This is a genomic window from Pseudarthrobacter cellobiosi (assembly GCF_023913755.1).
GTDB classification, from domain to species: domain Bacteria; phylum Actinomycetota; class Actinomycetes; order Actinomycetales; family Micrococcaceae; genus Arthrobacter; species Arthrobacter cellobiosi.
The window spans coordinates 25,092-46,656 of the sequence record NZ_JAMXBJ010000024.1 but is presented as its reverse complement, the minus strand read 5'-3'; the positions used below and the strand labels follow the sequence as shown (position 1 = coordinate 46,656).

Annotated in this window: 20 protein-coding genes; 10 read left to right on the top strand and 10 right to left on the bottom strand. The window is 65.1% G+C overall.

The annotated features are described in order from the left end of the window. Positions 1-97 precede the first annotated feature (97 nt). Positions 98-1,753 (bottom strand): sensor histidine kinase, encoded by a 1,656-nt coding sequence (locus NG696_RS01725; RefSeq protein WP_252573690.1) that lies wholly within the window; start codon positions 1,751-1,753, stop codon positions 98-100. A 100-nt stretch (positions 1,754-1,853) separates the two neighbouring features. On the opposite strand from NG696_RS01725, the gene NG696_RS01720 reads away from it, so the two are divergent. Continuing rightward, entirely contained in the window at positions 1,854-2,624 is a 771-nt protein-coding gene (locus tag NG696_RS01720; RefSeq protein WP_252573688.1) for a response regulator transcription factor, read from the top strand. Here the strand turns inward: NG696_RS01720 and NG696_RS01715 are convergent. The 3 genes from NG696_RS01715 to NG696_RS01705 form a co-directional block, all read right to left on the bottom strand. Next, positions 2,597-3,007 carry an Hpt domain-containing protein gene (locus NG696_RS01715; protein WP_252563873.1) on the bottom strand — a complete coding sequence of 137 codons (411 nt, stop codon included), beginning with the start codon at positions 3,005-3,007 and terminating at the stop codon, positions 2,597-2,599. The genes NG696_RS01720 and NG696_RS01715 overlap by 28 nt on opposite strands. 205 nt (positions 3,008-3,212) lie before the next feature. After that, on the bottom strand, positions 3,213-3,704 hold the full coding sequence (locus tag NG696_RS01710; RefSeq protein ID WP_252563869.1) for a very short patch repair endonuclease: 492 nt from the start codon (positions 3,702-3,704) through the stop codon (positions 3,213-3,215). A gap of 19 nt (positions 3,705-3,723) precedes the next feature. Next, entirely contained in the window at positions 3,724-4,158 is a 435-nt protein-coding gene (locus NG696_RS01705; protein ID WP_252563866.1) for a pyridoxamine 5'-phosphate oxidase family protein, read from the bottom strand. A 233-nt stretch (positions 4,159-4,391) separates the two neighbouring features. Here NG696_RS01705 and NG696_RS01700 point away from each other — a divergent pair, with 233 nt between their 5' ends. The 3 genes from NG696_RS01700 (at position 4,392) to NG696_RS01690 (ending at position 7,200) form a co-directional block, all read left to right on the top strand. Next, positions 4,392-5,042 (top strand): DUF6318 family protein, encoded by a 651-nt coding sequence (locus NG696_RS01700; protein ID WP_308291926.1) that lies wholly within the window; start codon positions 4,392-4,394, stop codon positions 5,040-5,042. 158 nt (positions 5,043-5,200) lie between these two features. Next, positions 5,201-5,965: a PKD domain-containing protein gene (locus tag NG696_RS01695; RefSeq protein ID WP_252573683.1), complete on the top strand. Its 765-nt coding sequence runs from the start codon at positions 5,201-5,203 to the stop codon at positions 5,963-5,965. Positions 5,966-6,129: 164 nt separating this feature from the next. After that, positions 6,130-7,200, top strand: a complete 1,071-nt coding sequence (locus NG696_RS01690; protein WP_252563858.1) for an alkene reductase — start codon at positions 6,130-6,132, stop codon at positions 7,198-7,200. A gap of 218 nt (positions 7,201-7,418) precedes the next feature. Here the strand turns inward: NG696_RS01690 and NG696_RS01685 are convergent, their stop codons facing one another. Next, a complete protein-coding gene (locus NG696_RS01685) occupies positions 7,419-7,715 on the bottom strand; it encodes a hypothetical protein (protein WP_104062760.1) in 297 nt (98 codons plus the stop codon). A 137-nt stretch (positions 7,716-7,852) separates the two neighbouring features. On the opposite strand from NG696_RS01685, the gene NG696_RS01680 reads away from it, so the two are divergent. Then, positions 7,853-10,357 (top strand): Tex family protein, encoded by a 2,505-nt coding sequence (locus NG696_RS01680; RefSeq protein ID WP_252573681.1) that lies wholly within the window; start codon positions 7,853-7,855, stop codon positions 10,355-10,357. Positions 10,358-10,711: 354 nt separating this feature from the next. Here the strand turns inward: NG696_RS01680 and NG696_RS01675 are convergent, their stop codons facing one another. Continuing rightward, the gene (locus tag NG696_RS01675; RefSeq protein ID WP_252573679.1) at positions 10,712-11,572 is read right to left on the bottom strand and encodes an NAD-dependent epimerase/dehydratase family protein; all 861 of its coding nucleotides are present in this window, start codon (positions 11,570-11,572) and stop codon (positions 10,712-10,714) included. 4 nt (positions 11,573-11,576) lie between these two features. After that, a complete protein-coding gene (locus tag NG696_RS01670) occupies positions 11,577-12,491 on the bottom strand; it encodes an MSMEG_6728 family protein (RefSeq protein ID WP_252563849.1) in 915 nt (304 codons plus the stop codon). 189 nt (positions 12,492-12,680) lie between these two features. On the opposite strand from NG696_RS01670, the gene NG696_RS01665 reads away from it, so the two are divergent. After that, the gene (locus NG696_RS01665) at positions 12,681-13,280 is read left to right on the top strand and encodes a hypothetical protein (protein ID WP_252573677.1); all 600 of its coding nucleotides are present in this window, start codon (positions 12,681-12,683) and stop codon (positions 13,278-13,280) included. A 195-nt stretch (positions 13,281-13,475) separates the two neighbouring features. Here the strand turns inward: NG696_RS01665 and NG696_RS01660 are convergent, their stop codons facing one another. Both NG696_RS01660 and NG696_RS01655 read right to left on the bottom strand, forming a co-directional pair. Next, entirely contained in the window at positions 13,476-14,111 is a 636-nt protein-coding gene (locus tag NG696_RS01660; RefSeq protein WP_252573675.1) for a transglycosylase family protein, read from the bottom strand. Between the two features lie 217 nt (positions 14,112-14,328). After that, positions 14,329-16,968: an excinuclease ABC subunit UvrA gene (locus NG696_RS01655; protein ID WP_252573673.1), complete on the bottom strand. Its 2,640-nt coding sequence runs from the start codon at positions 16,966-16,968 to the stop codon at positions 14,329-14,331. A 48-nt stretch (positions 16,969-17,016) separates the two neighbouring features. Here NG696_RS01655 and NG696_RS01650 point away from each other — a divergent pair, with 48 nt between their 5' ends. The 4 genes from NG696_RS01650 (at position 17,017) to NG696_RS01635 (ending at position 20,266) form a co-directional block, all read left to right on the top strand. Next, positions 17,017-18,126, top strand: a complete 1,110-nt coding sequence (locus tag NG696_RS01650; protein WP_252563834.1) for an adenosine deaminase — start codon at positions 17,017-17,019, stop codon at positions 18,124-18,126. Positions 18,127-18,366: 240 nt separating this feature from the next. Continuing rightward, positions 18,367-19,242, top strand: coding sequence for a pullulanase X25 domain-containing protein (locus NG696_RS01645; RefSeq protein WP_252563832.1), 876 nt, complete (start codon positions 18,367-18,369; stop codon positions 19,240-19,242). A gap of 158 nt (positions 19,243-19,400) precedes the next feature. Beyond that, positions 19,401-19,946 carry a YceI family protein gene (locus NG696_RS01640; protein WP_252573671.1) on the top strand — a complete coding sequence of 182 codons (546 nt, stop codon included), beginning with the start codon at positions 19,401-19,403 and terminating at the stop codon, positions 19,944-19,946. 5 nt (positions 19,947-19,951) lie between these two features. Then, positions 19,952-20,266: an acylphosphatase gene (locus NG696_RS01635; RefSeq protein ID WP_252573669.1), complete on the top strand. Its 315-nt coding sequence runs from the start codon at positions 19,952-19,954 to the stop codon at positions 20,264-20,266. An 85-nt stretch (positions 20,267-20,351) separates the two neighbouring features. On the opposite strand, the gene NG696_RS01630 is transcribed toward NG696_RS01635, so the two are convergent. Continuing rightward, entirely contained in the window at positions 20,352-21,560 is a 1,209-nt protein-coding gene (locus NG696_RS01630) for an MFS transporter (protein ID WP_252573667.1), read from the bottom strand. Positions 21,561-21,565 lie beyond the last annotated feature (5 nt).

Genomic DNA, 21,565 nt, shown 5'->3' with positions numbered 1-21,565 from the left:
GTCAATGGGTTCTAGACAAGCTCCATTTTCCTTGAAAAGACGGGCATTCTCGGTTTAAACCGCCGTCGGCGCCCCGAGCAACATCGGTGGATCAAGGCTAAACCGGCACCCGGAACGTGAAGGTGGTGCCCTGGCCCAGTTTGCTTTCCACCTGGATGGTTCCGCCGTGGGCCTCCACGATTGCCTTGCTGATGGGCAGGCCCAGGCCCACGCCGGGAATGGCTGTCCGGCGGACGTTGCTGGTCCGGAAGAACTTGGCGAACACGTGGGCCTGGTCGTCGGCGCTCATGCCCATGCCGGTATCGCTGACGCGGCAGGCGACGTGGCCGTCGTCGTGCTCCAACGACACCACTACGTGGCCGCCGTCGGGCGAGTATTTGATCGCGTTGGAGACCAGATTGTCCAGCACCTGGGAGATGCGGGGGCCGTCCACGTGGGCCTCCAGCTTGGCTGGTGTTTCGGCGATCAACGCCACGCGGGAGGCGTCAGCCCGGGGCATCGCGGCGGACACGCTGGCGCGCACCAGTTCAGCGATGTCCACGGCGTGCGGGGTCACGATCAGCTGCCCGTTCCTGGTGGCGAGGAGATCGGACACCAAGGTGAGAAGCCGTTCTGAATTGCGCTTGATAATGTTCAGTGGTTCCAGTTGGTCGTGGCCGGGATCGTCCTCCAGGAGAAGTTCCACGTAGCCCAGGATGGAGGTCAGGGGTGTCCTGAATTCGTGGGAGACACTGGCGACGAAATCATCTTTGGCGGCCAGGGCGTCCACCAGGTCTGTCACATCACTGAACACGATCACCGAGCCGGCGAACGTTCCGTCCGGGTCCTTCATGGCCCGGGCGCTGGTGGTGATGGCCCGCTGCTTCTTGCCTTCGCCCAGCCAGACCATGTAGTCCGTGAACGTCTCGCCGAGGATGGCCCTGCGCACGGGGCGCTCCGCCATCGGGACAAGGGTGGTACGGTCTGCGGCGAAGACCAGCAGTTGGGACTCGTTCGGATCGTCGATGTCCTTCGGGCGGGCAAGTTCGTGGTTGGCGCGCTGCTTCCGGTTCATCAGGATGTCGTTTCCGTCGGCATCGACGGCGAGGACGCCCAGATGCACGGTATCAAGAACGGAGTTGAGCAAGGCCTCCTGCCGCTTTGTGCTGAGCAGGCCGGCTTGGAGTTGCTTGTCCTTCTCTTCGAGAATCCGCTGCTGCCGTCTCAGGCTCAGCGTCAGCATGGTGACAGATACTCCGATCCCCAGCATCATTACAGGAAGCAGCAGCGAACGGGCCAGGTTCGGTCCGGAGACGTCCCCGCGCATAAAAAGGGGCGTCCAGATGATCGCCAACGGCATGATGAAGGACAGCCACAGTGACACGCGGAGGTAGTATCCGGAGGCGCAGAGCCAGATCACGGGGAAGACCGCGAGCAGGCTGATTCCTGTGAGGCTTTCCTGGCTTCCTTCGCGGCCCACCGCAATGGAGATGAAGTCCAGCAGCGGGATCACCAGGAACGCGGTGTGCGGCAGGCGGTCCCATGGAACCACGTAGCACAGCACCATAATGGCAAGTTGGGAAAAGAGGAACACCACGAACAGCGGGTTATCCATGCTTCCGGGAAAAAACGTCGAAACGAGGACCACGGCCAGCAGTGTGGTTATGAAAAGGGGCATCTGGCTCAGGGCCACCCTGTCCGTCAGCCGGTATTCGTGGAAGGGCCGCCGGAAAAACCTGAGGCGACCCGTGGCCCACGCTACGGGTTCATTCATGAACGGCGGCCTGAAGTGGGAGTATAGGGGAATGCATACCAGCAGGATATCGGCAGCAGGCTATACTTCTCACGTTATCAAGCTGGCGGAGGGGGCTGGTATGAGCGAAGCGCGAGTGGGTCTGGTCATCGAGGACGATCAGGATATCCGCGAGCTGGTACGCGCGGTGCTGACCCAAGCGGGGTTTGATGTCACCGTCGCGGGCAGCGGATCCGAAGGGGTTAAGGCTGCGAGAATCTTGAATCCTGACGTCATAACGCTTGATTTGGGGCTGCCGGACATCGACGGGTTCGAGGTCTCCCGCCAGATCCGCGAGTTTTCGGATGCTTACATCGTGATGCTCACGGCACGGGCTGAAGAACTGGATACTTTGATCGGTCTCGAGTCCGGTGCAGACGACTACCTCACCAAACCCTTCCGCCCCCGCGAACTCCGCGCGCGGATAGCGGCGATGATGCGCCGGCCCCGGTCGCTTCCGGACGCGGGGGAGAGCGCTCCCGTTTCTGATCGCCCGGCGGACGCCGTTGGTGGCAGCGGAAACGGACATTACAGCCACAACGGACTGGATCTGAGTTACGCCTCACGGTCGGTCAGCGTGGACGGCCAGGAGCTCAACCTGACCCGGACCGAGTTCGAACTCCTGTTTGCCCTGCTCGAGGCGGGACGGACTGTCCGGACCAAATCGGATTTGGTGCGCCGACTCCGGGACGAGGATTACGACGTCGGAAGTTACATCAGCGAGGCGGACGAACGTTCCGTGGAGGTGCACATGGGCAACCTCCGGAAAAAGCTTGGTGATTCACCGCAGCAACCGCGCTGGCTGCAGACGGTCCGCGGCGTGGGCTACCGGTTGGCGCCTGGCGAGCGGTGAGCCTGGAGCCTGTGCAGGGTCTGGCGGCTGCACTGGTTGATCGGCCGGAGGTAGTTGACGGCAAGCTGCGGCAGTGCAAGGGAAGGTTCCGCACTCGGTGACTCTTCCCGGATGGAACGTTCAAGGTCCATGGCCAGGCCCGCCAGCCGTTCCGCGCCCACCATCTGGCTCGATGTCTTGAGGCTAAGGATCGCGTCCACGGCCCCGTCCAGGTCTCCGGTGGTCAAGGCCAGGCGCAGCTTGCCGATCCGGAACGGCAGGCAGTCGATGAAGTTCCCTACGAAGACGCCGCAATACCCCTCGTCCTCGTCTAGTTCGACTCGCAGCCGGTCAAGTACGGAGGGATCTACCAAGGGGCGCCCTGCGTCATCGGATGGTGCCATCTCCGTCCCTTCCGCTCGCGCCTGCCGCCCCGATGGGCGGCTGTGACTTGGTTTTGTGTCCACTTTCAGAGTAAATCTGTTCCCTGGGGATGCAGCCGTTCGGGACAAGGACTGCGGGATTCCTGAGGAGAATGCGGGTTTTTCATAGGAGTTCATCTTTGCGGGCGCCGATCAATTCGGGAGGCGGCAAAGGCTCAAGTTTGACTCAAATTCCCGCTGGCGTTTCTTGCCTGCCGTGGATTCGCCTGCCGCCTGTTTGCCGGGCGCCTATCCGCCGGCCGCCGAGGAACTCCACCAGGTGGGCTTCGAGGGCGGAGCCGTCCTTCAACTCGCACTCCCACACGGTGAGCACCTCCCAGCCGGCGGCCATCAACTGTTGGCGCTGGTCGGCGTCGCGGTTTTTGGTGCGGGTGCGCTTGGCCTCCCAGAAGGCGGCATTCGCCTTGGGCGCGTGCTGGCCTACCCGGCAGTCGTGGAAGTGCCAGAAGCAGCCGTTGATGAAGATGACCTTGTGCCGGCCTGCGAATACCAGGTCCGGGCGGCCGGGCAGGCGGCTTTGGCCGGCCCTGCCGTGCAAGCGGTAGCGGTAACCCTTGGCATGAAGGAGGCGGCGCACCAGCAGTTCCGGCTTGGTATTCTTGCCCCTGATGCGGGACATATTCCAGCTGCGTTGCTCGGGAGTGAGCCTATCCGCCATGATTCCAGCCTAGGGGCTCCTAAATTTCGCGCTCCGGCTGGTCACCCAGCTCGAAATGGCGGCCGCTGACGGACGTGGGCACGACCTCCACGTAGAAATCCTTCAGCGTCGGCACCCAGGATTTCAGGCCGAGCTCTTCGACGGCGGCGAGCTCCGTTGACTTGGTCAGGACACGCGCCGTGCCCCGGAGGACCACCGACCAGGCTTCGTCCGAGAGGATACCGTCCGTTTCAAGCAGCACCCGGGAGTTGATGGTGAGCTGCGCCAGCTTGTTGCCTGGCGCGGTGCGGAGGTAGATCTTCCGGTCCGAGCTCAGGTAGTTGACGGGAAAAATGTCGGGTTCACCGGCCACAGAGACCACCAGCCGGCCGTGCTTTGTTGCTTCCAGGAGTTTCCAGGACTGCTCGTCGTCGAGCTCAAGAACGGGGTTGCCATCTGCGTGGGTAAACATCATGCAGCCCATTCTTCTACGTTCGGTAGAAGAATTCTAGGGGTTGTGCGTGGGAATCCGGTGCGCAAGGGGCTGGGAGGACGATTATCCGTGTGACTTTTTATTGGTTCTTCGCGGTGGTAGAACCGATGGCGGGTGGCTGTGGATAACTTTTATCGCTCAAATGTGTCCTGGGCTACCCTTAAGGTCATTGTTCGGAGCGAGGCGTCTTGAAACTATCGGGGGATTAGCTGCCCATGACATCGCACATCACTTCCACGTCCAGGCGTTTGCGCATGCACCTTGTTGCTGCTGTTGCCGCGTCTGCATTGCTCTTGACCGGTTGCAACTCGGGTAGCGATCCTGGGGGCACCTCGTCCGCGTCTCCGACTTCGACGGCAAGCCCAAGCGCAACCCCAACCCCGACGGCGACTCCCGCCTACGTGCCCGCTTCGGCTAGCGGCCGTGCTCAGAACGTGCCGGTGCCGGTGTTGCCGGAGGTCGCCAAGACGGAGACGAAGGAGGGGCTCGAGGCGTTCGCGGCGTACTGGTTTGAGCAGCTCAATTATGCCTATCAGACCGGAGACATCGCAGGAATCCAGGCGGTCACATCCCCGGCTTGTCAATTCTGTTCGAACATAACGGGCTCGCTGACCACCAATTATCAAGGCGGGCGCTGGCTTGCAGGTGGCAAGATCGTCATTCCGTCGTCAGCGTCAACTTTTGAGCGCGGGTCTGGCGGGGCCTACCAAGTCATCGTTCAGGTGCAGCAGTCGACCATTAGCTATTACGATCCCAGCGGGTCGGAATTTAGAACGCCCACTGAGCCTTCCGATGGTGGAAACGTCCTGCTGGTTGCTTTCCAGGACGCCGCGTGGCGCGTTACCGGTCTCCATTCCCTCCGCTAATGAATATGGGTTGGGTCTTTCAGCGACTGTCTACGGTGATGCTCGTAGTCGGGCTGGGTATCGCCAGTCCGACGCCACCGGGGACCAGTGCAGACTCCGGTTTCCATAATTCCGGTATCGGCGTGATTGTTTATGTCGTCGATCCTTCGACCGGGAATATGAGGCCGGAAGAACCTGGGGACACCAAGAAGGATCCAAACGTCTACAAGTATGAGCTCCAGTGCCACCTCGGCGGAGGCGACTTTGACACGGTGTGCCTTGGATACCAGCTCAAGTGTGTCAATGGGCCCGAAGGCGTCGATGGAATTCCGGTTATTTGGCTCAAGGCGCCGGTCGGCGTTCCTAACCCCGCCTGGACCCATCACTCCGGACCCACGTGTCTTTACGACGCCCACCCTGAGGACCTGCTGGCTCGCATTGCGGCCCAGATCCAGCGGCAGTTCGAGAGCCTGCCCGTCAGTGCTGGAACGGTGGTCGCGCAGCCCAGCCCCAACACGCTCCGGGGTGCTGAGACCAACTTCTACGCCGACGCGTCCGAGCAACAGTTCGACGTCACGATGCTCGGACAGAAGGTTCACGTAGTCGCCACGCCGGTTCAGTACACCTGGAATTACGGCGACGGAACCGTCTTCGGTCCGCAGCCTTCCATGGGTGGGCCGCTGCCACAGGACCGCTGGGGTGAGAAGACCCGAACAAGCCACGTCTACGCGGACACTGGCGACTTCCAAGTTGTCCTCACGACGTCCTTCCAAGGCACGTATTCCGTGAACAACGGACCACCGCTGCCTATACCGGGCCAAGGCCAGTTCAGCGCACCGCCGCAGACCATCAGCGTCTGGCGGTCCATCACAAGGAACTACGCCGACGACTGCAACCAGAACCCGCAGGGACAAGGTTGCCCGGGAGTGGCATCGTCCCGATAGGAAGCATCAGGCGACGCGTCTTAGGCGGCAGGCGGCCGGGACCTAGCAACTCAAAAACCAGCCACGCCACCCCTGCAGAGAGTGATCCCCGCCTCCATCGGAATACTTGCACGCGCCGCGCAGTTGCGCACAGCAGTACCAATTCACCTCGAAAGGAACTGCGCATGCTGTTTTCCCCCTTGACTCTTGGCGAGCTTGAACTGCCCAACCGCCTGGTAATGGCACCCCTGACCCGTCTCCGCTCAGGCGAGGACGGTGTTCCGGGTCCCTTGGTCGTGGAGCACTACCGGCAGCGCGCATCCTTGGGACTCATCGTCAGCGAAGGCATCTACCCGAGCCCCGCCGGACGCTCCTACCCGGGTCAGCCCGGTCTCGTCACCGCGGAGCAGATTGCCGCCTGGAAGAAGGTCACCGACGCGGTGCACGCTGAAGGCGGCCGGATCTTCGCCCAGATCATGCACGGCGGACGGGTTTCCCATGCGGACATCACCGGCGGCCATACCATCGTGGGTCCGAGCGCCATCGCCATCGAGGGCGAGGTCCGCACCCCGTCCGGCAAGCAGCCGTATCCTGTCCCGCACGCGCTGACCATCGGTGAGCTGCCCGTCGTGATGCAGGAAATCGTCACCGGCTCGACCAATGCCATTGAAGCGGGATTCGACGGCGTGGAGCTGCACTCGGCCAACGGCTACCTTCTCCACGAATTCCTTGCCCCGAACTCCAATGTCCGCGACGACAGCTACGGCGGCTCGCCGGAGAACCGGGCCCGCTTTGTGATCGAAACGGTCAACGCCGCGGTGGCCGCGGTGGGTTCGAGCCGCGTGGGCATCCGCATCTCGCCGGAGCACAGCGTCCAGGGCATCGCCGAAACGGATGCGGCCGATGTCCGCGACACCTACGAGGTGCTGGTGGACAGCATTGCCCCGCTCAACCTCGCCTACGTCAGCATCCTGCACCACGAGCCTACGAGTGAGCTGGTCCAGGATCTCCGGGCGCGTTTCAACGGCACGTTCCTGGTGAACTCCGGCTTCGGCACCATCACCACGCTGGAGGAAGCAACCGCATTGGTGGCCGACGGTCATGCAGACGCTGTGGTGGTGGGACGCCCCGCCATTGCCAACCCGGACCTCGCGCGGCGCTGGAAGGAAAGTCTCCCCCTGAACGAACCGGACGCGTCCACGTTCTACGCAGAAGGCTCCGTAGGCTACACGGATTACCCCGCGTATTCGGCTTAGCGGTCAATGCTCGCCTTGGCCAGAGATTAACGACGACGGCGGCACCCGGCTTGGGTGCCGCCGTCGTTGGCTGCTCGGTGTGCTGTCCCGGCAGCGCGCGCCAATTAGCCATCCGACGGCCTTTTTGGCTCATTTTCAAGATTGGCCCGCCCAGGTTCACAAGAACTGAGCGGTATCGCCAGAATACTCCAGTGAATGGATTATTGCTAGAGAAATAACTACAGGTATGCCTCCCGGCCCGTCCCTTCGCGCATCACCAGCTTGTCGTCCTGAATGGAGACGAGCAGGCTTTTGGGCTTTCCGCTGACTTTGGTAATGGCCTTCAGGCCCCGGTTGGTGACTTCCACGCCCACCTGCGCCCCTTTCGCCGGCAGCTCCACGGACGCTTCGTAGGCTTCTCCCAGCAGCGGGTTGGTGGACACCCCCATATCGCGGCGGACCTCCTTGCCGTTGACCATAACGGTAATGTTGGCCTCGTCGAATCCTTCCTGAAAGACGATGAGCAGTTCCCGCATGGTGGCCTCTTCCTCGAAGTGATTACCTGTGACGGCATATCAACTACAGCACTTCGCGGCCCGGAGCGGAATACCCCGGCCGGCTGCCCGGCAGTGCGTCGCTGGAGACCATCAGGCCCGTAGGGCAAAATGTTCAGGTGACCCAACTCCCGCACGTCCCGTCTGCCCCCACGTCTGCCTCAACTCCGGACAGCGCCATCCACGCCCAGATCGCCGCCGAGCTTGGCGTGAAGACCTGGCAGGTCAAGGCTGCAGTGGACCTGCTCGACGGCGGGTCCACCGTTCCGTTCATCGCCCGGTACCGCAAGGAAGCCACCGGGACGCTGGATGACACGCAGCTGCGCGAGCTCGACGAGCGACTGCGCTACCTCCGCGAACTCGAGGACCGCCGTCGTGCTGTCCTCGAAGCGATTGCCGCGCAGGGGCAGCTGACCCCCGAGCTGCAGGCAGCGATCTTGGCCGCGGATACCAAGTCCCGGTTGGAGGACATCTACCTTCCCTTCAAATCCAAGCGCCGCACTAAGGCCCAGATCGCCCGTGAAGCTGGGCTGGAACCGCTCGCCGACTCGCTGCTGAAGCGGCCCGACCTGGATCCGGAACGCGAGGCCGCCAAGTACCTGAACGCCGAACACTCTATTGATGACGCGGCCGCCGCGCTCGCCGGCGCCCGTTCCATCCTGGTCGAGCGGGTTTCGCAGGATCCGGACCTCGCCGCAACCCTGCGTGAGCGGCTGTGGACGCAGGGGCGGATGGTGTCGCGGGTCAAGAAGGGCAAGGAGGCCGACGGGCAGAAGTTCGCCGATTACTTTGAGTTCGCCCAGGCGCCCACCGGAATGCCCTCGCACCGCGTGCTTGCGCTGTTGCGCGGTGAGAAGGACGGCGTCCTGGAGCTGGATCTCGCCGAGGCGGATCCGAACGACGACGACGCCCTGGCCGCCGCGCGTTCCCGTTACGAATCCGCCGTGGCCAGGTGCCTCGGGGTTGCCGACCGTGGCCGGCCTGCCGACGGGTGGTTGATCCAGACCGCGCAGCTTGCCTGGCGCTCGCGCGTGCTGGCGCGGCTGACTGCAGACCTCCGGGGGCGGCTGTTCACCGACGCCGAGGACGAGGCTGTCCGGGTGTTCGCCGCCAACCTCCGCGACGTGCTCCTGGCCGCACCCGCCGGAAACCGCGCCACTCTTGGGCTGGACCCGGGTCTGCGGACCGGCGTGAAAGTGGCCGTCGTGGACGGTACGGGTAAAGTGGTGGCCACAGACACTGTGTACCCGCACGCCCCTGCGCGGAAGTGGGACGAGGCCCTGGCCACCTTGGTCCGGCTCGCCCGGAAGCACAACGTGGAGCTGGTGGCCATCGGCAACGGCACAGCGTCTCGCGAGACGGACAAGCTTGCCGCGGAACTGATCAAGCTGCTGCCGGCCGCGGATGCGAAACCGAAAAAACTGGTGGTTTCAGAGGCCGGAGCGTCGGTGTACTCCGCTTCGGCGCTGGCCTCGGCGGAGCTGCCGGGCATGGATGTATCCCTGCGCGGTGCCGTATCCATTGCGCGGCGGCTTCAGGATCCGCTGGCCGAACTCGTGAAGATCGATCCCAAGTCCATCGGCGTGGGGCAGTACCAGCACGACGTCACGGCGTCGAAGCTGGACCGCAGCCTGGATGCGGTGGTCGAGGACTGCGTGAACGCGGTGGGCGTTGACGTGAACACTGCTTCGCCCGCGCTGCTGAGTCGCGTGGCCGGCGTCGGACCCTTGCTGAGCGAAAACATTGTGGCGTACCGAAACGAACACGGGCCGTTTGCCAAGCGCAGCGAACTGAAGAAGGTGCCCCGACTGGGTGCGAAGGCGTTTGAGCAATGCGCAGGCTTCCTGCGGATCACCGGGGGAGCAGAGCCGCTGGACGCGTCGAGCGTGCACCCCGAGGCGTATCCGATTGCCCGGAAAATCCTGGTGGCCGCGGGCTCGGCGCCGGCGTCGTCCCTTGATCCCCGCGCTTTCGTCGACGGCACGTTTGGCTTGCCCACGGTCCAGGACATCCTGGCGGAGTTGGATAAACCAGGCCGCGATCCACGACCCGCTTTTGCCGCGGCGACCTTCTCCGAAGGCATCGAGAAGATCTCCGACCTCAAGCCCGGCATGGTGCTCGAGGGGACAGTCACCAATGTGGCCGCGTTCGGCGCATTTGTGGACGTGGGAGTGCACCAGGACGGCTTGGTTCATGTGTCGGCGCTGGCCAACCGCTTTGTCTCCGATCCCCGTGAGGTGGTGAAGTCCGGGCAGGTTGTCCGCGTGAAGGTTCTGGAAGCCGACCCGGAGCGGAAACGGATTTCGCTCACGCTAAGGCTCGACGACGAACCGTCGCCTTCGGGTGGGCGGGCGCAGGGCGGGCGTTCGGAAGGGGGTCGGCCTGAAAGTGGTCGGCCAGCTGGGGGACGCCCTGCCGGGGGGCGTCCGGGAGATGCACGCCGAGACTCCGGTGGGCGCGACTCGGGTGGGCAGCGCGGACGCGGGGCCTCGAGCCCGGGCGACAACGCATCGACTTCGAAGCTCGATCCGAAGTCGCCCGGCGGCCGGCCGCAGGCACCGAATCCGGTGCCTGTAAACACCGCCATGGCAGAGGCGCTCCGTAAGGCTGGCCTCGGCAAATAGACACGTGCTGACTTGATATTCGACATAGCCACTCATCCAAGCCGTTTTTGTCAGACCCTCCGGGGATGATTTGAGTATGGATAGCAGAGCAGCTGTGGAGACGGCGGAGGCCCTTTCGGGGTCCTTCGCTGAGCTGGCTGTGGTGATCGGTGGTACTGCCGATTCCTCGGGATCCTGTGGTCCAGATCCGCTGCATAACTCTGCGATTAGGAGAACGCTCACAGCTTCGATCCGTGCCTCCAGCCGCGTCGCTGCAGTTCAGGGCCTCAGGTGTCCCTTCGCGCGCAGGGGGCTTAAGTGTCCGTTCGCGCGGGATCGTCGGTGGGAAAGGCCGCAACCGTTCGCGCCGGGAGGCTACGGGTGGCGGACTGCGGTGCGCGCCAGAACTGCCCGGTAACCTTCCCGGAACGTCGGGTAGGTGAACTCGAGCCCGGTCCCGCGGAGCAGCGTATTGCTGCAGCGTTTGTTGCCACCACGGGCCTCGCCGGCCGGTCCGACGGGCGGTTCCGGATAGCCCATCTCGGCGGCCAGGAACCGCAGTACATCCCCAAGTTCAGCGGGAGAGTTGTCCACGCCGACATATACGGGCGCAGGCATAGCTTCCATCGTGGCCAACTGGACGATCGCCGCAGCGGCGTCGTCCCGGTGGATCCGGTTGGTAAAGCGTGGTTCGTCGGGAACCACGGCATTCCCACTGCGGACCTGGTCAATCAACCGCGTCCGGCCCGGACCGTAGATCCCGCCCAGCCGCAGCACAACGGGAGAAGTACCAGTGCCGCGCAGCCGCGAAACCAGGAGTTCCTCCGCCTCAAGAAGGATACGTCCGGAGAAGCCGCCAGGTGCTGCCGTCGTACTCTCATCAACCCAGCCACCGGCGGCGTCCCCATATACAGCGGTGGAGGACACAAAAAGCACGCGGCGCGGCGTCACGCGGTCGCGCTCCAGGGCGTCCAGGACATGCGCCAGCCCGTCCACATAGGCGGCGCGGTAGGCCGGTTCCGTGGGTGAGTCGGCGGCCACGGCCACGACGACGGCGGTGGTGTCCGTCGGGACCGCAGGCAGGTCCGTGGAACCCAGGTCCGCCGCCACACCTACGATCGCAGAGGGCAGTTTTTCGGGCGAACGGCGCCAGCCCACCACCCGATGCCCTGCCGCGGCGAAGCGCAAGCCTGCTTCAGTGCCAAGATCGCCGCAGCCGGCCAGGAGGATGGTCACGGACTCAGGGAGCGGGAACCGGGAAGAACACCCGGGGGTCCTGCAGGAGCGCGGGGTAATCGAACGCGGACCGGTCGATCACTTCGGTGACGCTGAAGGTGCGGCCGAACCGGCCGTCGTCGAGCGTGATGGGACGGCCCAGCACTTGCCCGACGGCGAACTTGTTGCCGTCCTCAAACGAAACCGCGACGGTGGTCTTGCCGGGGAGGGTGGCGAATGCTTCCTCCTGCGCCTGGCGCTTCCGGGTGGGCTTCTTCACGAGCTGCTTGCGCGGTAGCTTGCGGGGCTGCTTGGACGGGCGGCGGGAGCCGTCGTCGACGTAAACGGGGGAGTAGCCGTCCTCGGGAGCGCCGGCTGCAACAGCACCGCCGCGGCGGATCGGCGGCAGGGCCACGGTATCCAGCGTCTGCGGATCGATTTCGGCGTGCGGGTCGCGGAGGATCCAGAGGATGTCGCCCTCGGATTCTGCCGGATAGAACTCGTGCTTGGGCTCAGGCCAAATGAAGTCCAGGTCCAAGTCGGCGTCCGGGAACACCGTCTTGTAGAACTTCGGTTCCTTGCGGAGCAGCTTCGCGCGGTGGCTCAGGTGGAAATCAGGGTTGCCGAGCCACTCCGGCAGCGGGATCTTGGCCGCGTAGTCCGGGTGTGCAGCCTGGGGCGCGAACTCGGTGATGTTGGCGCGCGTGTTGTCTGCATGGCCGCGGGTGGTCCATTCGTCCACCATCGCCAGGCCGTACATGGTGAGCGCCGGGACATGGCCCATCCACATGCGGACGGCGGGGTGGTCCAGCCAGCCGTACTCGGGAATCACCAGAGCCCGGAGGGTTTGCAGCGCCTCGACACGCTGCTTGCCAAGCCTGGCGGTGTCCAGTGCTGCGGCGCTCTGCCGGAAATCGGGATACGGAAGGAAGGTTTGCATCCCTTCAGTCTGACGGCATGCGGCGGATGTGCCAATTGCAGTGCCCGGCGCCACACGCGCGGGACCCCTGGCAGCGCCCCCCAACCGCGACAGGGCCATGGAATAGTTCACATAGTGGACCGATACATACAGCGGGTGCCGCTAACCACTAAGATCACCGAAACGCCCCACCGTCCCGGAAGCCCCCTCATGACAATTTCACCTGAAGTGACCGCCGGTTCAACGCAGCTGTTTGTGCCCAAGTTTGGGCAGATGCTTGATCCGGAGGCCAAGGGCATCCTGGTCCTTGATGAATTTACCCTTGACCCGGCCGCGGCGCGGACCGAGCAGCACGGCTTTCGTGCGGCCATGGCCTCCGTGGCCCTGACCCTTCGCCGGATCGTGGCGCTGCGGATCGTGATCGCACTCGTGGCCATCGGCAACCTGCCCCTGTTCCTGATGTCCAGCGGCTGGTGGATCTACGCCGTTTCCCTCGCCCTGGTGGTTGGTGTGCACCTTGCCGTCTCCTGGCTCAACAAGCACGAGCCCAAAGTGCGCCAGCGCCAGATGCTGGAACTTCACCTGCACCGTGAGAAGAGCGCCAACTACCGCAAGGTCCGCGATGCCGTGAAGTACATGATCGACACCCCCAGCCGCATGAACGAGCACCTCTACCTCGAACTCCTTGCGGCCAAGCGTGTGGCACTGAACCTCGCCCACGGCACGGTGGCCCTGCTGGACACCACCGACGACGCCGCGTGGAAGGTTCGCATCATCCGCGAGATTCCGGCCGCCAAGGCAGCAGCCTAAGCGAGCAAAACCGCGGGCGGGCAGGAAGATCAGGCGCCTGCCAGCCATTCAGAACACAACGGACGACGCCGGAGTTCCCCAGTGAGGGGCGCTCCGGCGTCGTTGTTTCCCGGGGTTGTTGCTGCAGGGTTTTTGTTGTTTTCGCGGGCCGTCGTTCTTGGGGAAAGGGGCGGTTCCCGCGGAAAGTGCTGAGGCTTAGGCGGGAAGCTGGAGGACCTGCCCGGAGAACACGAGGTCCGGGTTGGCAATCGTGTCCAGGTTGGCGTCCGCCAGGCCCTGCCAGCCGCCCTCAATGCCAAGCTTGTCGGCGACGGTGCTCAGGGTGTCGCCGGGCTCAAGCGTGTAGGTCTCGCCACTCAGCTCCACGGGCGCGGCGTGCTGCGGAGCCGTCACGGCATCCGTGGGGACCGGCACGGCAGGAGCCTGCTCCACCGGCACGCTCTGGACCGGAGCACTCTGGGGAGTCACCGCCGTCGTGCCCCCTCCGCCGCTCAGGCCAAGCTCCGCGGCGCAGGACGGCCACGCTCCCCAGCCCTGCGACGCCTGGACCTGTTCGGCCACGGCGATCTGCTGCTCGCGGCTGGCGTCGGCCGCGGAACCGGTGCCGCCGTAAGCAGCCCACGTGCTGGCGCTGAACTGAAGGCCGCCCGAGTAGCCATTGCCCGTATTTGTGGCCCAGTTTCCGCCGCTTTCACACTGCGCCAGTGAATCCCAGGTTGCGCCGTCGGTGGCCGCGTTTGCTGCGGTGACGGAGAGTGCAAGGCCAGCTGCGGAAATGGCGGCGACGGCCACTCCACGGCGTGCGGCAGTACGAATGGTGTTGTTGTTCATGGTGTGATGCTCCTGAAGGCCACCAGCGCTCGGTCCGTCCCCGGAGGTTATTGCGCCACTGCCCGCCCCTGACGATATAGAGGTCAATTTTCGGTGTCTGCCGGCCGGGCAGTTCTGGTGGAGGCAGCACCGGGCATTCATGTCGCCCGAAGAACGGGCTTGCATTTCACGCTAGGACATAGCCGGCCCGTTATCAAACCGAGATGATTTCTGGTGGTCAGCTGGTGACCAGCTGGGGAAGCGCAGCCGCCAGGTAGGGCGCGGTGCGGCTGGCAGTGGAACTCGCGACGTCGGCGGCAGTTCCGGCGGCGATGATGCGGCCGCCTTCGTCCCCACCCGAGGGGCCAAGGTCAATGACCCAGTCGGCTGCGGCCACGACGGCCATCTCGTGCTCTACCACCACCACGGTGTTGCCGCTGTCCACCAGGCCGTGGAGCTGGGCCATCAGCAGTTCGACGTCGGCGGGATGGAGCCCCGTGGTGGGCTCGTCCAGGAGGTAGAGGGTATGTCCCCGCTGGGCACGCTGGAGCTCGGTGGCCAGCTTGATGCGCTGGGCCTCGCCGCCGGAAAGCTCCGTGGCGGGCTGGCCCAGCCGGAGGTAGCCGAGACCCACGTCCCGGAGGCTCTTCAGGCTGCGGGCCGCGGCCGGAATGTCGGCCAGGAACCCTGCAGCGGCGTCCACCGTCAGGCGCAGCACTTCCGCCACGTTCTTGCCCCGGTACGTCACCTCCAAGGTCTCGGGGTTGTAGCGGGAACCGTCGCACTCCGGGCACGGCCCGTAGCTGCCCGGGAGGAAGAGCAGTTCAACCGCCACAAAGCCTTCGCCTTGGCAGGTTTCGCAGCGGCCTCCGGCCACGTTGAAGGAGAACCGCCCGGCGCCGAACCCGCGTGCCCTGGCTGGCTCTGTGGCCGCGAATTCCTTGCGCACCGCGTCGAACAGGCCGGTGTAGGTGGCGAGGTTGGAGCGAGGGGTTCGCCCGATGGGTTTCTGGTCCACCGTGACCAGCCTGTCGATCCGTTCCGCGCCGCTGACCGGTCCCACAGACAACGCCGTGGCCGGGCCCGCATCATCAGGTTCTGCCAGCTGCGGAGCCTGGTGATTCTTCAGGCCGGATCCCACAACTTCGCCGAGGACATGCGTTACCAGGGTGGACTTGCCGGAGCCGGACACCCCTGTAACTGCCGTCAGAACGCCCAGCGGGAACCGCGCATCCAGGTCCTTGAGGTTGTGCCGGCTAATCCCCGCGAGCTCCAGCCAGCCGTCGGGCTCCCGGGACTGGCCTGCGCGAGGTGCCGTGCCGCCGTCGGAATTCTCTCCGTCGGAAGTCCTGCCGCCGGGCCCGCGGGACCCTCCGCCGCCGCGCGCCCCGCCGCCGCGCGCCCCGCCGCCGCGCGCCCCACCGTCGTCGAACAGGAAGGGCCGGGTGACCGACTCCTCGATGGCCGCGAGCCCGGCAACCGGCCCGCTGTAGAGCACCTCGCCACCGCCTTCCCCGGCGCGGGGACCCACGTCCACCAGCCAGTCGGCCCGGCGGACCACGTCCATGTTGTGTTCCACCACGAACACCGAGTTACCGGAGGCCTTGAGCTGGTCCAGGACCGCCAGGAGCGGTTCGGCGTCGGCCGGATGGAGGCCGGCGGACGGTTCGTCGAGCACATAGATCACGCCGAACAGTCCCGACCGGAGCTGGGTGGCGATCCGGAGCCGCTGCATCTCACCGGGGGAAAGGGTGGGGGTGGCGCGGCCCAGCGCCAAGTATCCGAGGCCCAGATCCAGGAGAACGGTGATGCGCTGCAGGAGATCGGCCGTGATGGCCACTGCCACCTCGTTTTCCTCGCCGGAGGACTGCCGGCGTGACGCGGTTCCGGCTTCCTTCAGCCCGGCGGTGGGGCGGATGATTTCGGCCAGTTCGGCCATCGGTGCGGCGTTGAGGTCGGCGATGTTGCGGGCGGCAAAGGACACCGCAAGCGCTTCAGGCCGGAGCCCGGTGCCGCTGCAGCGCGGGCAGGGGCCGGATTCCATGAACGCCAGGACGCGCTCACGCATGGCGGCGCTCTGCGAGTCCGCCAGGGTGTGCAGGACGTAGCTTTTAGCGCTCCAGAAGCGACCCTTGTACGGCTTGGCCACGCGGTCGCGCTCGGGCGTGACTTCCACGACGGGCTGCTCGTCCGTGAACAGGATCCAGTCGCGCTGCTTCCTGGGCAGCTTCCGCCAGGGCACATCCACGTCGTAGCCCAGGTGGCTGAGGATGTCGCGGAGGTTCTTGCCCTGCCAGGCGCCGGGCCACGCTGCGACGGCACCTTCCCGGATGGTCAACGCGGGGTCCGGGACTAGGGATTCCTCGCTGACGGTGTGCGCGACTCCCAGCCCGTGGCATTCAAGGCATGCGCCGGCCGCTGTATTCGGCGAAAACGCGTCGGAGTCCAGCTGATCGGCGCCGGCCGGGTAAGTGCCCGCCCGCGAAAACAGCATGCGGAGCGAGTTGGAGAGCGTGGTCACTGTGCCCACGGTGGAGCGGCTGCTGGGCGCGCCGCGGCGCTGTTGAAGCGCGACGGCGGGCGGCAGCCCGGAGATCATCTCCACCCTGGGATTATGGCCCTGCTGGATGAGGCGGCGTGCGTACGGGGCCACGGATTCGAAGTAGCGGCGCTGGGCTTCGGCGTAGATGGTGCCGAACGCCAGTGATGACTTTCCCGAGCCGGAGACCCCTGTGAAAGCCACGATGGAATCGCGCGGCACATCCACGTCCACGTTCCGCAGATTGTTCTCCCGCGCGCCCCGGACGCGGACGAAGCCGTCCGCCAGATGGCCGTGAGTGGGAAGGGAAGGATCGTCAGCCTGTTTAGGGTTGCGCATTGATCCGACTCTAGCCGCGAACCGGCCGGCGGGCGATATCCTGACCCGATGGACAACAACCGGGACACTGCCGCCGATCCGCTGCCACAGACGGGACTACCAGGTACGGAAGTGCCCGGGACGGAACTTCCAGGGACTGAACCTTCGGAGACGGATCTGCCCGAGACCGACGCCGGGGCGCAGCTTCTGCCCGTGGCGGAACTGCACCTGCACATTGAGGGCACGCTGCAGCCGGAACTGATCCTCGCACTGGCCAAACGCAACGGCATCACCCTCCCGTACTCCGGCCTGGAGGAGCTCCGGGGACTGTACGAGTTCACGGACCTGCAGTCCTTCCTGGACCTCTACTACGCCAACATGGCGGTGCTGCAGACCGAACAGGACTTCGCCGACATGACCCGCGCCTACCTCGCCCGCGCCGCCGCCGCGGGGGTCCGGCACGCGGAGATCATGATGGACCCGCAGGCCCACCTGTCCCGCGGCGTCAGCCTGGAAACCTGCGTCAACGGGGTGGCGTCGGCGCTGGCCACCTCCCAGGAGGACTTCGGCATGTCCACCCTGCTGATTGCCGCATTCCTGCGGGACCAGTCCGAGGAATCCGCGCTGGAGGTCCTGGACGGACTGCTGGCCATGAATGCCCCCATCGCGGCCATCGGCTTGGATTCGGCCGAGGTGGGCAACCCGCCGGCCAAGTTTGAGCGGCTGTTCGCCAAAGGCCGCGAAGCGGGCCTGCGGCTGACCGCGCACGCAGGCGAGGAGGGGCCGCCGTCGTACATTATCGAAGCGCTGGACATCCTGGGAGCGGAACGGATCGACCACGGCATCCGCTGCATGGAGGACCCGGACCTGGTGGAGCGGCTGGTTGCGGACCGGATTCCGCTGACGGTCTGCCCCCTCTCGAACGTCCGGCTGCGCGCCGTGGACACCCTGGCGGACCATCCCTTGCCGGCCATGCTCGCCGCCGGGCTAAACGTCTCCGTGAACTCGGATGATCCGGCCTACTTCGGTGGGTACGTGGACGACAACTTTTCCCAGCTGAAGGGCGTTTTTGACCTTTCAGACTTCGACAGGTCACGGCTCGCGGCCAATTCCATCCATTCGTCGTTCGCCTCCGAGGAGCGAAAAGCAGAGCTTCTGGACGAACTGAACCGCGGGTAGCTCCGCGCGTTCCCACTCGCTACACTCGTGCCCGAGCGCGTCCGGGGAAGAGTCCGGCGATACCAGGGATTTGCGCTCCAGGGTTGAGTAAACAGCCCCTTAGCCGAGACTCCTGCCTCACTTGTGCTGTAATCCGCGTCATAGTCGGTCATGACACGCAGAGTTAACCAATTCAAGTCGCGCGATTAACAGGGTCTTGGCAGGATGCCTAGTGACAGATCGCATTATGCAAGGGGAATCATGGCAAAGTCCATCGCAGATAACACCGACCTCCGACTCAAGACTGTGCTGCACGTCCTGACCGAAGGCGTATGGTCCGGCGGTTCACTCAATGCCGGCGAGGTTCTGGCGGAAGCCACCGCGCGCGTGCCTTTCAGTGATCACGAGGCCACGCTGCTCAGCGGCGGCATTCCGCGTGGACACAAGACGCTCACGTCCGCCACGGCCAAGCTGGTCAAGGCCGGCTGGCTGGTCAAGGGCCGTTCCGGCTGGACCATCACCGATGACGGCATGCGCGCCACGGTGGCCTTCCCCGATGCGGATTCCTTCGCCACAGCGCTCGACGCCGGCACTCCGGTTCCTGCCGACGTGGCCATTCCGCCGGCGCCTGCACCCGCACCGGCAGTCAAGGCGGCTCCCGCCAAGAAAGCGCCGGCGAAGCGGACTCCCGCTAAGAAGGCCGCCGACGCCGTCGGGAAGGCCGCCAAGGCCATCGAGGACGCCGTAGAGCCCGTGGTCAAGGCCGTCCGCTCGCGCAAGGCAGCCCCTAAAACTGCGACTAAAGCAACGGCAGAAGCGCATGCCGTTGAGACTTTCCCGCAGCCCGAGGCCGTGGCGGTTGCCGGCGACTTCAACACCATCCTGGGTGCGCCGGAAAACTGGGCCCCGCAGTATGACGAGGCCCAGCTGACGCTCGATGCCCTGGACCAGCTGTGGAAGATCAGTGCCGACCTGCCCGCCGGCTCATACACCTTCAAGATCGCCCTGAACCGCTCGTGGGACGAGAACTACGGCGCGTTCGGCACGTTCGATGGCCCCAACCACGAACTGCACCACGACGGCGGCACGGTCATTATCCGCTACGACCACCGCACGCGGGACATCACCATCAACTGACCAGGCCCGCCCAGCCCGCTGAGTTTTCGTCCAGATAACGGCATCTGGGGGCGGATTTGGGGTCAGTATCTGGACAAAAACTCCGGAGTGAAGCAGTGTGGAAACCGGTCGTCCTGGCCGGTTTCCACAGCACTGTTTCCCACAAAGGAGATGCAAAAGTGACCCTACCTTCAGGCCTTACATCGGGCGTCTGGGCCCTGGACATGTCGCACAGCGAGATTGGCTTCACTGTCCGGCACGCGGGAATCAGCAAGGTCCGCGGACGTTTCACGGACGCCTCGGCCGAAGCCCGCGTTGGTGCATCCCTGGCTGACGCTTCGCTTCACGCCACGGTCCAAACGGCTAGCTTCGATTCCGGCGACGCCAACCGCGACGGGCACGTGAAGGGGGCGGACTTCTTCGATGTGGAGGAGTACCCCGAGATGACGTTCCGGGCCACCTCGGTGGAGGGCGACGGCGAGGATTACACGCTCACGGGCGATCTCACCATCCGCGGAATCACCAAGCCGGTGGAGCTGGAGGTCGAGTTCACCGGGGTAGCGGTGGACCCCTTTGGTGCCACCCGAGCAGGATTCTCCGCGGAGTGCGACATCAGCCGCAAGGAGTTCGGCCTGACCTGGAATGCCGCACTGGAAGCCGGCGGCCTGCTGGTCAGTGACAAGGTGAAGATCAACGTCGAAGCTGCGCTGGTTAAGCAGTCCTGACTGCCATGAGTTTTTCCGGGCGCCTGGAGGACTCCGGCCGGGATAACGGCGATATCCGGCTCTCTGCCCGCGTCTTTGGCGTGGTGCAGGGGGTCGGATTCCGTTTCTGGACGATGGGCAAGGCCGACGAACTGGCCCTCAAGGGCGTGGTGAGGAATCTCGACGACGGCTCGGTGTCCATCGTGGCCGAGGGGCCTGAGCAGCAGATCCAAAAGCTCCTGGACTGGCTGAGGTCGGAGAAAGTCCCCGGCCGGGTGGAACGGGTGGAGGAGTCAATCTCCGCGGCCGACGGATCGTTCCGGGACTTCCGGGCCCGCTGACAGGCTCCCCGCCAGCCCCGCGCGGGAGGGGGCCACGTGGACGTTGGGGACGTTTTCGGCCCCGCGCTGAAGGCTGGGGACGTTGTTAGGCCAAACTGGATTGGCGCTCTTTCGGCCCCGGCGGGTAGGCGTGCCGCCGTCCCGCCAGGATCAGCACAAACGCGACGGCGGCGGGGATGGCGGCGGCGATCGGGATCAGGAGCGGCCCCGCGATGGTGAGGGCGGCGGCGCCGAACATCGCCCCGATCATGATCCCGATCTGGATGGTCAGCACCGTCAGCCCGTTGGCGGCGTCCCTGTACTCGCCGCCGGCGCGGAGGATGGCGGACTGGTTGTAGATCCCCATCGCGCCGATGCCTGTGCCCCAGACCAGCATCAGGACCAGCGTGACCGGGAGCGCCAAGGCCGGCAGGACGCTTCCCACCAGCGGGAGAAAGGCCAAGGACAATACGACGCCGGCGACGGTGATCAGGAGCCAGCGCCGCGGCCGGGAATCCACGGTGATGCCGGCGATCCAGATACCCACCAGCCCGGCAACTCCGAGGACACTGATGGACAGCGGGATGCTGAAGTCAGGCAGCCGGACCTCGCGCAGGAACGGCGCAATGTAGGTGAACAAGGCGAAATGGGCCATAAGCATCAGCGGCCAGGCGACGGCGACAGTCTTCACTCCCGGCTGGCCGATCGCTTTGCGCAGGGCCGGGTGCGGGGCGTCGGGGATGCGCCGCACCGGGGGAAGCAGCCACACGGCCAGGAGCGCCAGCACCACCCCGGAAGCGGCCAGGACCAGGAACGCCGCGCGCCAGCCGACAATGTTGCCCAGGGCGGTGCCCACCGGGGCGCCGATAGCCAGTCCCAGGCTGTTGCCGCTGAACACGATGGCCAGTGCCTTGCCCACTTTGTGAGCGGGGACGATCCGCGCCACAAACGGGGCCATGGCGGACCACAGCAGGCCGTGCGCGATGCCGCCCACCACGCGCGAACCCATGGCCGCGCCGAAATCGGAGACGATGGCCACCAAGGCGTTGCTGGCCGCGAAGAACAGGATCAACGCGATGAGCAGGTAGTGGCGCGGGACCCGCGACAGCAGCAGGGACAAGGGGATCACGGTGACCACGATGATGGCTGCATAGCCGGCCGTCAGGTACCCGGCGGTCGCCTCGGAGACCCGGAAGTCGGCGCTGATCTGGGGCAGCAGGCCGGAGGGCAGGAGTTCGGTGGTGATGGCGGTGAAGCCGATGGCGGCAAGGACTATCAGGGCGCCGACAGGCAACCTGTTGCTCTGGGATGTCACCCCTT